The 13877-nt window shown below is 36.7% G+C and carries 9 protein-coding genes; 7 read left to right on the top strand and 2 right to left on the bottom strand.

What is annotated here, in order from left to right; genetic code table 11:
* Positions 1-42 precede the first annotated feature (42 nt).
* Positions 43-606 carry a DUF1648 domain-containing protein gene (locus TTHT_RS07795; protein WP_201327411.1) on the top strand — a complete coding sequence of 188 codons (564 nt, stop codon included), beginning with the start codon at positions 43-45 and terminating at the stop codon, positions 604-606.
* Here TTHT_RS07795 and TTHT_RS07790 read toward each other — a convergent pair.
* On the bottom strand, positions 603-1892 hold the full coding sequence (locus TTHT_RS07790) for a Rossmann-fold NAD(P)-binding domain-containing protein (RefSeq protein WP_201327410.1): 1290 nt from the start codon (positions 1890-1892) through the stop codon (positions 603-605). The two genes, TTHT_RS07795 and TTHT_RS07790, sit on opposite strands and share 4 nt — an antisense overlap.
* Before the next feature lie 106 nt (positions 1893-1998).
* On the opposite strand from TTHT_RS07790, the gene TTHT_RS07785 reads away from it, so the two are divergent.
* Genes TTHT_RS07785 through TTHT_RS07760 form a run of 6 tightly spaced genes read left to right on the top strand, consistent with a single transcriptional unit; the run spans position 1999 to position 7910 of the window.
* A complete protein-coding gene (locus TTHT_RS07785) occupies positions 1999-2910 on the top strand; it encodes a DMT family transporter (RefSeq protein ID WP_201327409.1) in 912 nt (303 codons plus the stop codon).
* Positions 2911-2946: 36 nt separating this feature from the next.
* Entirely contained in the window at positions 2947-3879 is a 933-nt protein-coding gene (locus TTHT_RS07780) for a serine/threonine protein kinase (protein WP_201327408.1), read from the top strand.
* Between the two features lie 10 nt (positions 3880-3889).
* Positions 3890-4396, top strand: a complete 507-nt coding sequence (locus tag TTHT_RS07775; protein ID WP_201327407.1) for a nitroreductase family protein — start codon at positions 3890-3892, stop codon at positions 4394-4396.
* Positions 4396-6471, top strand: a complete 2076-nt coding sequence (gene speA, locus TTHT_RS07770) for a biosynthetic arginine decarboxylase (RefSeq protein ID WP_201327406.1) — start codon at positions 4396-4398, stop codon at positions 6469-6471. The genes TTHT_RS07775 and speA overlap by 1 nt, the downstream gene beginning before the upstream one ends.
* Positions 6472-7230, top strand: coding sequence for a TatD family hydrolase (locus TTHT_RS07765; protein ID WP_201327405.1), 759 nt, complete (start codon positions 6472-6474; stop codon positions 7228-7230).
* Positions 7212-7910 (top strand): tRNA threonylcarbamoyladenosine dehydratase, encoded by a 699-nt coding sequence (locus TTHT_RS07760; protein WP_201327404.1) that lies wholly within the window; start codon positions 7212-7214, stop codon positions 7908-7910. Before TTHT_RS07765 ends, TTHT_RS07760 begins: the two co-directional genes overlap by 19 nt.
* Positions 7911-7940: 30 nt before the next feature.
* Here the strand turns inward: TTHT_RS07760 and TTHT_RS07755 are convergent, their stop codons facing one another.
* A complete protein-coding gene (locus TTHT_RS07755) occupies positions 7941-13802 on the bottom strand; it encodes a fibronectin type III domain-containing protein (protein WP_201327403.1) in 5862 nt (1953 codons plus the stop codon).
* Positions 13803-13877 lie beyond the last annotated feature (75 nt).

Below are 13877 nucleotides of genomic sequence, written 5' to 3'. Positions count from 1 at the left end.
TTTATCTTCGTAAAAGATAGTAAAGACTTCAGGGAGGCAATTATGGCTAATTTGCCAATTAAAGAAATTCCTCTTTCAAAGAGGGGCAACTTTTTTCTCTATGCATCTTTGGTTTTTTCTTTCTTGATTTTAATTTTTGGGGTTTACGCTTATTTTCACCTGCCTGAAAAAGTGGCTGTTCACTTCGGCTTAAATGGGCAGCCGGACAGGTTTGGGAATAAAACCGAATTACTTGGTATATCTATTTTGTTTTTTGTTATATCGTTTTTGTTCTCCCTTTTTGTTTACAAAAGGTACTATTTGTTTGAGAAATTTCCTTACCTGATTAATATTCCAGCTTTTTACATCTATGCGCAAAAACTTAATGAAGATAGACAGTCGGTCTGGATTGCGCAATACTTTGAATTCCTTGCAATTTTAATGTTTTTAGTAAACCTTATGCTTTTTATTATTTTGTATTTTATCTATTTAGGTGCATTAAATAGTAAATTGCCTTATGCATTTAATTTTTTTCTCTTCCCTTATATAATTTTTCTTCTTTCATTTACCTTTGGCTACCTCTTTAATATGTATAAAAAAATCAAAAAAGAAGCGGAAAGTATTTAAAGATATTCCTCAAGGTATTTATATTTGGGGGTTAATTCCCCTTTGTGGCAGATAATTGCGTTTTTTATTTCAGGGGGAAGATTTAATTTTTCAAAATCTACATTGTAATCTGCCTTAAGTACCGGTTTTATAAGGTTTATTAGCACAGATGAGAAGTACTCAGATGAATCTTTAGGCAATTCGCTTGGAAGGATTGTTACAACCATATCTGTTGCACCTTTGTCTAAAATTCCGTCAACAAACCTGTCTTCTTCCGGGATATAGGTTAAAAAACCTTTGTCAGGGTCTCCATCCCTTACAGTTAACTCTATTGAACCGTTTACATCGCAGGTTACGTCCCCAATAACTTTTAGTTTGTTTTCCCCTTTAAGCCACAACTCTTTGAAATCCTTTAAGGTTATCAGTTTGGGATATCTTGGGTCCCAGTATATCCCGTTTACGAGGATTGAGAGTTTAGGTATATATTTGTTAAAGTCAGGGGCGTAAAGTTCAGGGTGTTCATAGTAATGCTTAAAGGTAAACTCTTCCTTCAAAGGCTTTACAAAGTGGTAAATTCTGAAAACTATTTTGTAAATAATAGGCCTTTTTTTGTCAAAGTAACCGTTTAAAAGCTGTCCTGGGGTAATTTCTTCAACATGAAGCAGATCAAGAATCTCCCATGCCCCCCTTGACACATGGCCGTAACCTGTAATGCCTATTGTTAGAGGAAGAAGTTCTTTAGGCAATCCTTTTTTTCTTATTTCATCCCCAATCTCTGCAATCTCTTTTTTAGCGTGAGCAACTGATTTGTATTCATAAGCCCTTTTAACCTTTTCAAGGGGAGTTTCATACCCCAACATTTTGTACTTTTGCCCTGCTGCATAGAGTGTTTCTATCATTCCGGCAATTCCTGCAAACCTTCCGAAAAAGATAAGCCTTTCCCCTGTTATTGCATCTTTTATTAACTCATAATCAATCAATGTGCATTTTTTTTCAACCAGGGTTTTCAGCATAGGCATGTTGTATTCCTGCCCCTTTATTGTGTGTGAGAAAAACATATAAATCTTGTTGTCCTCTATCTTTTCTTTGGGAATTTCTTTTACCCCAATTATTATGTCTGCTTCATTTATGTTTTCTGTAACAATTGCCCCTGCTTTTTCAAACTCTGGATTGTCAATATACCTGTGAGATGAAGGCTCAACTAAAACTTTGTATCCCTCATTAACCAGCCTTTTGATGTGTGCAGGAATTAAAGGCACCCTTTTTTCCCATTTACTCTTATCTTCATTTCTTATCCCTAATATCATTCCTCCTCCTGATAATTTTTTCTAACCTTTTCTAATAATATAACATAATTAAGGGTTTAATCTGTCGCAAGTAAGGAATTTTAGGGTAATATATTTAGGGGGAATTATGAATTTTAGAATTATCTTTGTTTTAATAGTAGGGATAATTTCCATCTCATTATCCGCAATTTTTATAAGAATGTGCTCTGATATGACCTCTCTCTCAATTGCTGTTTTCAGGTTAGTTATTTCTTCCCTTATCCTGATTTCAATTGCATTTTTTAGAAAAGTGAAATTAGATAAAATTCAAAAAAAAGATTTGGTTTTAATGATTTTGGGAGGATTTTTCCTTGCATTTCACCTTTTAGCATGGATTACCTCTTTAAAATATACCTCTGTGGCAAACAGCGTTGCCCTTGTTACAACAAACCCTATTTTTGTAGGTGTTTTTTCTGTTTTTGTTTTAAAAAACAAACTTGAAAGGGAGATAGTTATTGGGATTGTGCTTTCGGTTTTAGGAAGTTTTTTAATTTCAAGGGGTTATGTTGGGGCATCAATTGAAACCCCAAACCACATTTTAGGGGATTTGCTTGCTATTTTAGGTGCTGTTTTTGCAAGTGGGTATATTTTAATTGGAAGCATTGTAAGGGAAAGGGTGGAGACATTTGAGTATATTCTGGTGATTTATACGATAACCTCTGTTATTCTTTTAATTATAGGTTTAATAGCATCTGTTACCTTTTTTAAAGGGCATAGTTTATTCTTAGGATTTTCCTTAAAATCCTATATCTTTGTTTTTCTTCTTGCAGTTGTTTCTCAGTTGTTGGGGCATACAAGCTTCAATTATTCGCTAAAATTCTTGAAACCTGATTTTGTGGCTATTGTAATTTTAGGTGAGCCTATTGGGGCATCTATCTTTGCCTATTTTCTATTTAGGGAAAGGGTCTCACTTATTCAACTTACAGGTATGGCTTTGATTTTTATTGCCGTAATTATCTCTTCAAGAAAAGGCAAAAGAATAGAGGAGATTGTTGATTAACTGAAATCTCAAATTTTTTTGTGTTAAAATTCCTGTATGCTGTTGGAGAAAGGTTCAATTGGTAAGTACAAAATAGTAAAGAGGCTTGGAAGTGGTGGCTTTGGCTCTGTTTATTTAGGAATTGATACCTGGGTAAAGAGAAAGGTTGCTATTAAAGTTCCTCACAATCAATCAGATAAGCTTGAAAAGCTTTTAAAAGAAGCGAGAATTCAGGCTAAATTGCAGCATCCCAACATTGTTCAACTGTACTCTGCTGAAAGAAGGGATGGAATTTTCTTTATGGTAAGTGAGTACATTGAGGGGGGAGCCCTTGACAAATATTTGAAAGCTAAAGGAAGGCTTAGCTGGGATGAGGCTGTAACAATTATTTTTCAGGTTTGCGATGCTGTCCAGTACGCTCATAGTATGGGGATAATCCACAGAGACATCAGGCCTGCAAATATTCTTTTAACAAGGGATAAAAGGGTAAAGATGACTGACTTCGGTACTTCAAGACACTTAAACATTGACTCTGTTGCAATGACAAGGGTGGGGTGTCCACCGTATATGGCACCTGAGCATTTTGAGGGAAAGGCGACATTTCAATCTGATGTTTATTCAATTGGCATGATGTTTTATGAATTGCTTGTTGGAAAACTTCCCTTTTCAAATTTTAACCCTTTAAAGATTGAAGAAGAGGCAAAAAACAGGCTATTTACCTCTCCAGATTTAAAGGTTGAGGGATTAACAAAGTACAAGGCTATGGTGATAATGAAGGCTCTTGCTAAATCATTAAATGAGAGGTTTAAAACTCCAATTGAATTAAAGAAGGCAATATTGAAGGTTTCGGAAGGGGAAATCGACGAAAGTATTAAACCTAAAAATACACCTTCAACAGGGGAATTGAAAAAGTATAAAAGATGCTGGAATTGTGGGAAAATTATTTCGGTAAATTCAAGGGTTTGTCCTCATTGCAACGAAAAGCAATAAAGGAGGTGTTATGAAATTAATTGATATTATAAATTCGAGATACAGTTATAGAGGCTATTTAGATAGAAATGTTGAGCAGGAGAAGATTGATTATATCCTTGAATGTGCGCGCCTTGCCCCTTCTGCAAAGAATTTACAGCCATGGAAAATTTACATTGTAAAGTCAAAGGAGATGAAAGAAAGGGTTTGTCAGGCCTATGCAAGGGATTGGTTAAAGGAAGCTCCAATAATTGCTGTCTTTGTTGGTAAAAAAGGGTCAAACTGGGTTAGACGGGACGGAGAAGATTACTTAATGTGCGATGTTACAATAATAACAGATTACTTTGTCCTTGCTGCAACTGAAATGGGGCTGGGTACCTGCTATATTGCTGCATTTGACAGGGAAAAGCTTAAAGAAGCCCTCAACCTTCCTGAAAACGAAGAGCCTTTTTTAATGACTCCTTTAGGTTATCCAAAAAAGGAGGCAAGGAGAGAAAGGTCAAGAAAACCTTTGCCTGAAATTGTTGAGGAAGTTTAATGTACTATCTTGAAACGCCAGAGGATTATTACAGGATAAAAGACTGGGGGGTAAGATACTTTTCTGTAAACGAGAAAGGGAATCTGTGCGTTAACCCCACAAAAAAGCAAGATGTTTATGTTGAAATACCCCTGCTTGTTAAGAAGGCGAGGAAAGAGTATGGATTAAATTTGCCTATAACCTTTAACTTTGGGCAGATTATAGATTACTCAATATCAAAGATTGTGCACTCTTTTGAGAAGGCAATAAAAGAGTTTGGAGGTGCAAAGGGTTATAAACCTGTTTACCCTATAAAGGTAAACCAGGATGCTTTGGTTGTTGAACAGGTTTTAAAGGGTGGAAAAGGGTTTTCTATTGGTATTGAGGCAGGTTCAAAAGCCGAGTTGTGTGCAATTATTGAAAAAGCAGATAAAAATACCACTGTTATATGCAACGGGTTTAAAGATATTGAGTATATAAAGCTAATTAAAGAGGCTGCAAATTTCTTTGATGAAATATTTGTGGTAATAGACAAGTTTTCAGAGCTTTTTTTAATAGAACAGGTTTTTAGAGAAGCGGAAAGGTTGCCTTTCATAGGAATAAGGTGCCGCCTACACACAAGGGGTACTGGGAAATGGGAGATGTCGGGGGGGGATTACGCTAAGTTTGGCCTCACTGCAATGGAGATTTTAAAGGCGATTGACTTTTTGAAAAATAAAAACCTTCTTGATAGGGTAAAACTTCTCCATGCACATATAGGCTCTCAGATAACTCACACGGTTAAAATCAAGGAGATGGTGTATGAGGCGGGAGTTTTATACTGTGAATTGAAAAAATTGGGGGTTGATATAAAGTATATTGATTTTGGCGGTGGGCTTGCTGTTGACTATGATGGAAGCAAATCTGCAACCCCTTCCAGCGCAAACTATACAATAACCGAGTATGCAAACAATATAATCTTCCACTTAAAAGAGGTTTGCGATGCCAAAAATGTTGAAGTCCCCTTTGTTTTAACTGAAAGCGGCAGGGCAATGGTGGCATACCACTCTTTTACTGTTTTTAATGTGTTTGAATACACCTCCCTCTTTAAACAGAGGGACTTGCCTGAAAGGTACGATTATTCAAAAAATGAGATTCTTTTAAACCTTAAAGAAACATTCGATGTTATTAACTCACAAAATTTAAGAGAGTACTTTCACGATGCAGTACATTTTAAAAACAGGCTTCACACTTTGTTTAATGAAGGGCTGTTAACTCTTGAAGAAAAGGCTGTTGGCGAGGTCTTATTCTGGAATATTGTCAAAAAGGCTTCCATTATTTCAAGAAAAATGCAGGATTTGCCAGAGGAGTTGGAAAATCTTGATTCCCTTCTTGCAGTCAAGTATGTAAGCAATTTTTCAATATTTAATTCAATTCCGGATTTCTGGGCAATAAAGCAATTGTTCCCTGTTTGTCCAATAGAGAGACTTAATGAAATACCTGTTGTAAATGCAACTTTGGTTGATATAACCTGTGATTCAGACGGCAAGATAGACAGGTTTGTTGATTTTGCAAAGTACAGCGACACAATAAAACTTCACAAGTTAAACGACGGGGAGTATCTTTTAGGGGTTTTTCTTACAGGTGCTTACCAGAAAACATTAGGGAATATACATAACCTTTTTGGAGAAACAGGAGAGGTATGGGTAAGTGTAAATGGAGAAAATCAATTTGAGTTTGACTCTGTTTCGCAAGGTAAAAGTGTTGAAGAGTTGCTAAAATTGAAAGGCTATAATGTTGATACTGTAAAGGAAAGAATAAAAGATAGAGATTTTATTTCTTCAATTATTGGTAAGACTTCTTACCTTAAAACTACAGGAAAGGTTTTTGCTGTAGAAAAACAGAAAAGTATTACCTTGGCATACAATGTTGAAAACCTGAGTTGCCCAAGATGCAGAGGGGAGTTGATTTCACTTGTAAGCGATGCATCTATCGTTAGCTCTTTCCGGGTGGATAAGGATAAGGAAATTGTTGAGATAACCCTTGAATCTCAGGAGGCAAAGCCTGTTTTTGAAGAATTGCTTGTTAAAAATGGGTTTTCTTTTAAGGAGATTTAAGTGCTAATAGATTCCCATTGCCACCTTGATTTTTTAAAAGAAAGAGAGATAGAAAAGGCAATTGATTTAGGAGTAAAGGGGTTTGTTATTCCCGGCATTAAGGGATACTCATACATAGCAAATCAATTGGCTGAAAAATACCAAAGTGTTTTCTATGCTGTCGGGGTGCACCCTCTATACATTAACGAAGCACCAAAAACAGCGCTAAAAACTATTTTAGATGTTGCATCTGAAAACCCAAACTGTATTGCAATTGGAGAAATTGGGCTTGATTTTTTTGAAAAAAACATTGATAAAGATTTACAGGCGCATTTCTTTGAAAAGCAGCTTGAGATTGCAAGGGAAACCAAAAAGCCTGTAATAATTCATTTGCGAAAAGGTTTTAAAGAATTCCTTGAAATAACAGATAACTTTAAAGAATTAACCTATATTATGCACATGTTTTCAGGAAAGCTTGATTTTGCAAAGGCGTTGCTAAAAAGATTTGAAAGGGTTTACTTCTCTTTTGGTGCACCTGCAATTAGAAGCAATGCAAAGAAGGCTATTGAGGTTTTAAAAGGGATTCCAGAAGACAGAATACTTGTTGAGACTGATTCCCCTGATTTGCCACCAGAGGGTTTTAGATACCCTAATGTGCCGTCAAATTTGCCATATATTGGTGAAAAAATAGCAAAGATTTTAAATAAAACAAAAAGAGAGTTTTTTGAATTAACCTTTAAAAACACTGAAGAGGCTTTTAATTGTTCCTTTCAAGGTTAGAGATTCTTTACGGAAAAGAGGGCATTGAAAAACTAAAAAAATCAAAAGTACTTGTTGCAGGTTTAGGCGGAGTGGGGGGTATTTGTGCCGAAGCACTTGTTAGAAGCGGAGTTGGGCATATAGGAGTTATTGATGGGGATTGTGTTGAAGAGAGTAATCTAAACAGGCAGATACTTGCATTTCATTCAACAATTGGTATTAACAAAACAGAAGTTTTTGAAAAGAGGGCAAAGGATATTAATCCAGAAATAAAAGTGGATAAATACCCGTATTTTATCAATAAAGATACCTTTGACAATGTGCCGCTTGAAAGTTATAAAGTTGTAGCAGACTGTATAGATTCCCTTATCCCAAAACTGAACCTTATAATAAAATGCCTTGAAAAAGATATTCCCGTTATTGCGTCAACAGGTTCAGGTTTTAAAATAAATCCAGAAATGGTTAAGTCTGGCTCTATATGGGAGACAAAAAATGACCCCCTTGCATACAGGATGAGAAAGAAGTTAAGGCAATGGGGGTATGGAGATAGGGATTTTACTGTGGTTTATTCACTTGAAAAGTCAGAGGTAAAGGGAGAGGTAGTGGGCTCTATTATGACTGTTACTGCTACCTTTGGCTTATTAATAGCCCAGAAGGTTATTGAGAAAATAATAGATAATAAACAAAAAAAGGGGGATTAAATCCCCCTTAAATTTTATGTAAGGCTAAAACTATTGCCCTTCAATTGCTCCCATTAAGGTATGCTCTTTATTGCTGAAGGCAAAGTACCCATTCATAGGTCCTTGGCCTGTTACCTGAACCCAGCCTATATTCTGGAGTAAGCTATCATCAGGAATAAAACCATGAATTTCATCAGAGATAACATCTCCAGGAAGTATGCTGTGAGGGTAAACTCCAAGTACCGTACCGTCAGTCCCGTATGCTGTAAAGTTGGTATTGTTGCCATTCTCTGATAAATTCCATACGCAAACATAAGAGTCCCACATATAGGTTTCTGGAGCAATATGGGTGAAATTGACTACATTTAATGCTCTGTCAAAAGCGTAAAGTGTGTCATAGTATCCGTCATTATTACCATTGTCACAGTTGTTTTCAAAGTTTTCCCAAGCTATGAGTTTCTGATTAGAAATAATTCTAACCGCTTTTGCTGTATCCGGAATATCCGAAAACAGAGATGTTAACTGTGTTTCAGTTTTGTTTAAAGCATTAAGTGAAATGGTTTGTTCTTCAAGAACGGAGGCACCTTCCCCTAAAAGTTGAATTTTTATCTCTGCATTATTAGATCCTAAATTAACCATTGCAATTGCTGTTGTCCCACCGAAGTTTTCTTCAATTCTCGGACAAACATAGGTGTAGAGAGAGTTTGCTTCCCCTGCCAATGTATGAACACTTACAACATTGGTTGGGTCACCTTCATTTTCTCCATAAACTGGGTAAACTGCAAACTTGTAATCTGTGTCAGGGGTAAGTCCTGTTACAAGATACTGAGTATCAGTTGTTTCTCCCCATAACTTAATTTTATCCAGTGATGTCCCAAATGGAGTGGATATTTCGTTAACTTCGTAAATTCTATAAGAATCTGGAGCTGGTTCAAGAGCATCCCAGGTTAATTGAACTTCTGTTGAACTTACAACTATTGCAGAGAGAACTTTGGAGTTATCTCCTTTTGTTTTAAGTGTTTTTGTTTGGTTGTCAGAGTCTTGCTGTTCAAAAGGAATTGCAGAAAGTCCAGCAAGCCCAACATGTGATTTGTATCCAAAAAGCTCAAACCCTATTAAATTCTGGTTGCTTTCAGCAACCACATAGGCTGTTTCAGCAGGGAAGCTATCAAAGAGGTCTTCAACCAACGCTACATCTTTGCCGTATGATGGAATATTTATTGTATTTGAAGATGTTAATTCATTCCCTGATGAATCATACGCTTTAAATATTACATTAGCCTGCTCGCTTGAAATGTTAATCAAAGCAATTCCTGTCCAGTATGTGTCATCAACTTTAATTTCAGGGTATATTATTTTGTTTGCAGGTTTACTGAATATTTTTACTCCAACAAGCTCATGCCAGTCTGTTGTTCCGAAAAGCTCAAAGCCGTCTAATTTTTTATCTGTTTCTATCTTGTACCATGAAGCACCTTCAGGCACATTGTCATTAAACAGGTTTCTTATGGTGGAAACTATTTTACCCTTTGCAGGAATTGTTTTATCCAGAGATGCCACTTCATTTCCATTGTTGTCGTAAAATCTGAATGTTACATTTGCATCACTATCTTCTGTATTTACAACAGCAAAACCTGTCCACCAGAAATCACTGACATCAATATGCGGGAAGTAAAGAGTGTGATCTTCTTCCCCGCTATCAGGAACAACAACTGAAATAGAAGCGGGAACTGATTTATTTCCTGCCCTGTCAACTGCAAAAACATAGTAGATGTATTTAGAGCCTGCAACAACATTTTCATCTGTAAATGTTGTTTCTGTGGTTACAGCGTAAGGTTCTGCTTTTGCTTTAAAAGGTGAATTTACCTTTTGAACTTCATAGTGGTCAACCCCTGAAATTTCATCATAACTCATTCCCCAGGTTAAAGTTACATAATCAGGTGTTGCAGTGTAAGTAAGGTTTGATGGGGTTGAAGGTGGGTCGTTATCCTCCATTGGAATTATTGTTGAGATTGTGTTTGATGGCTCAGAAACATTTCCATTCCAATCTTCCGCAGTAACATAATATTCGTATGTCTCGTTAACCTGAACATCGGAGTCTTCAAAACTTAAAGTGTCTGTTTGAGCAATCTCGCTATCATTTCTGAATATGTGATATAGCTTTACTCCACTTTCATTGTCGGTAGCAGGGTCAAATTCAATAATAACACTTGAGCTTGAAACAGATACAAACCTTAAATTCTGAGGTGGTGTAGGCGGATTATGGTCATCTGAAGCATTGGGCATTGTTATTTCTTTTATTTCAGAGTATCTTGATTTGTTACCAGAGGTATCAATTGCCCTTACGCAAAAGTTATAAGTTTCTCCCGGGTTTAATCCGCTTATTACATAGGTGGTTTCAGAAGTCTGTCCTATTAAAGTGTAATCATAATTCTGGAATGGGTTATTACTTGGGGTTACCTGAAATATTTCGTACCCTGCAACCGCCACATTGTCAGTTGAAGCATCCCAGCTAATCCTTGCATCTGAAGGAGATAGGGCAGTTAGTTGGATATTTGTTGGAACAGAAGGACTTTCAGTATCTGCGCTGCTATCTGTTGTGGTTGCCTCTGCTACATTTGAAAAATCAGACATATTTCCTGCGTTGTCCACTGCTTTTACTTTGTATCTATAAGTTGTCCCTGCCTGTAATCCAGTATTTGTATATTCAGTTGTAGATGCATCAACAACAGCTATTGCTGTGCCATAGTTGTCAACATCTTCTCTATAAATTCTGTATCCTGCTAAACCAGAGCCACCACTGTCAGAGGACGCTTCCCATGTTAATCTTATTGAATTATCATCTACAGTTTGTGCCTGGAGGTTTTGAGGGGTAGTTGGCGGAGTAGTATCCTCCTCATGAGGTCTTGTTCTTACAGTCAATCCATCACTGAAATCTGAATAGTTACCAGCGTTGTCAAAAGCGCGGACATGGTAGGTATATTCGGTGTCAGGTTGAAGCCCCTCATCAGTGTATGTGGTTGTGTTGGGCCCTACGGTCGCAATTTCTGACGGGCCTCTGTAAATTTTATAGCCTCCTAATCCTGACCCCCCTGTATCTGTTGATGGATCCCATTTTATTGCTATAAAATTTTCTCCTGTGCTAACAACAGTTAATCCAGTTGGAATTGAAGGAGGAACTGTATCCTGTTCAGATTCTGGAGTGGTGACTGTTATAGAACTTGAAGCTGGAGATACATTTCCCACAGAATCCCTCGATTTTAAGTAATAAGTGTATTCAGTATTTGGTGAGCAACTGTTGTCTGTGTATGATGTTGAAGTTCCACTTACTGTAATTATTTTTGTCCCATTTCTGTAAATATCAATGTAATAGTTGGATGCGCCTCCTGTGTCTGTAACTTCTCCCCATTTTAAAGAAACACTTGTGGATGATTGAGGTGTAACCTCTGTAAACACAGGGGTTGAAGGTGGTATTAAGTCAACTGATATGGGGTCTGAGTTGTTTGAAACAGAGTTATCTGAATTTGAAATAGTTAAAATTAACTGGATGTTGTCAGTTGCAGAGTCGTTAGTATATGAAAATGTAACCTGTGCCTCTCCGTCTGCAAAGGTAACCTGCGTAGGAGAAATTGAGCCTTCGCTTACAGTTATATTCGCTGTTTCATTGTAGGAGTCCATAATAAAGCCATAGTTTGATATAGCCTGAAATGAAACAGAAAAATTACTTCCAACAGTGCCACTTGGTATTGAAATAGCATAGTGGTCTAAGTATGGTGCAGGGCCAGTTGCCTCAGTTACTGTTGCTGTTGTGCTCTGGTTCCCTGCGTAATCAACAGCATAGATTTCGTAATCGTATGTTGTTTCCTCTGTTAATCCTGTGTCTACATACATCGATGCTACAGGGTCTTGGATAATTACTGTTTTTTCAAGATTTCCCGCGTTGTATCTTTTCAACACATATTCTTTTACTCCTGTGCCGTTTAAATCGGTTGAAATATCCCATGTTAATCTTATTTTGCTTTCACTTAGAGCCTGTCCTGCAAAATTCCCAGGCTCTGTTGGGGGTGTTGTGTCCTGAGATGCAGTATTTACATAGAATTTTAGCCCACCATCTGCTCCGCCCAATACAAGGTCATACCAGCCGTCACCGTTAAAGTCTCTGATATCAAGTTTTGTGTTTATTAAATAGGTTGATTGATCGTCAAATTGAGGTACGCTTGATAAAGGATTTGAATCTTTTTCATAATTAGGGTTTGTGGTTGTTCCAGTATTGGTTATTTTATAAACTTTTCCATCTGTGCCAGTTATAAGAAAGTCATAATCTCCATCTCCGTCTAAATCCCTTGCTTTTATTGAACAGTATGAAGATAAAGCAAATGGGAAGTAAGAATCACCTGTTCCATATCCGTCTTTAACCCTTACAAAATTCCCGGCCTGCCATCCATCTAAGGTTTGGTCATTGCCACCGGCATTTGTATTTATATCGTCGTTTCTATAGAAGGTTGATGTGCCGTATTGGTTTGCAATAAGGAAATCCATATCTCCATCACCGTCAAGGTCTGCAATACAAACAGCAGCATCAGGGTTGGGGGTGTACATCCCATCAAAACTCTCCGTTGATGGGCTATATCCATTTCCAATAACTTCTTCTGTAAAAGAAAAAATACCTCCAGAAATCCCGTTATTTTTAAGCAGACCTATTCCTCCAGAAGCAGTACCAAAAAAGATATCAAGGTCTCCATCATTATCGTAATCCCAGACATCAAGGCTTTTAATTGCATAAGTTGTAATTATCAAAGAAATATTGTTAAGGTTGAAGTTCAAACTTGAGTCGGAACTGGTGTTTTCAATGTATGCAATCTGGTTGTTATGAGCAACAAGCAAGTCTAAATCTCCGTCATTGTCCATATCAATTAGCAGAGGAGTAGCTAAATACCCTAAATCAATAGAACCAAACGATTTGGTTAATAAAGATGGTGTTGTTAATGCATCTGTGTAAAGATATATTTCTCCATTGTACTGTCCAACTACCAGCTCTATGTTTCCATCATTCTTTAAATCAACAAGCACAGGGCTTGTAAAAGAATCAAATGAAAGATTATTCCATTTATCTGTTTGGTGTGTAAATGTTATGCTTCCACTTGAGTTATCTCCAGTATAGTAAACAAGTGTGTTATATTTTCTTCCAAGTAAAATATCGTATATCCCATCCCCATTTATATCATAGAGAAAGGGAATTACATATTGATAGGTGTTGTATGTTCCTAGGATATCTGATGTATTTAATGTATAGTTGTAATTGTTACTGTCTCCTGTATTTTCGTAATAGTCAACAACTCCATTAGAATACCCAACAAAAAGGTCTAAATCACCATCTCCATCAATATCTGCAAGGGCAGGGGCGGCTGCCGTTTTATTATCATCAGGGATTAATATTTGAGGATCTGCAAAATCTGGAACTCCGTTTATAACACCATTGTTTTTTAAAAAATAAACCGTTCCATCATATGCCCCTATAATCAGGTCAATAAGCCCATCTCCATCAAGGTCTCCAGCTGCAGGTACAAAGTTATAAAGAACATTGTTGTTTATATCTCTTATTTCAGGGATTAATGCTCTTGAGACAAGTGTTAATCTTGTCCCATCCAGGGTGGAGTCTGTTCCTCCTACATTAGTGTCTATATCGTCATTTCTATAGTAAACTAATGATGTTTTGTTTGTCCCCACTATTAAATCCAGGTCGCCGTCTCCATCAAAATCGGCCATACACGGGTGGGTGTTTTTATATCCCGTATCCTGAATTGTAATAGTGTTGTTGTTAAAAGTTAAAGTGGCTTGAGAAAAGGTTTGTCCATATCCATTTGTAACCGAGATAGACAAAATGATTAATAAGTAAAAAAATAGCTTCTTATACATTCATCCCTCCAAATTTTTTTTCATTATTAAATATAAAAGATATAGTGGAAAATTGCCAGTTAAACTTAGAAAGAG

This window comes from Thermotomaculum hydrothermale, from assembly GCF_016592575.1.
Classification (GTDB): domain Bacteria; phylum Acidobacteriota; class Holophagae; order Thermotomaculales; family Thermotomaculaceae; genus Thermotomaculum; species Thermotomaculum hydrothermale.
The sequence above is the reverse complement of the archived record's forward strand: the minus strand, read 5'-3'. Positions and strand labels throughout refer to the sequence as shown.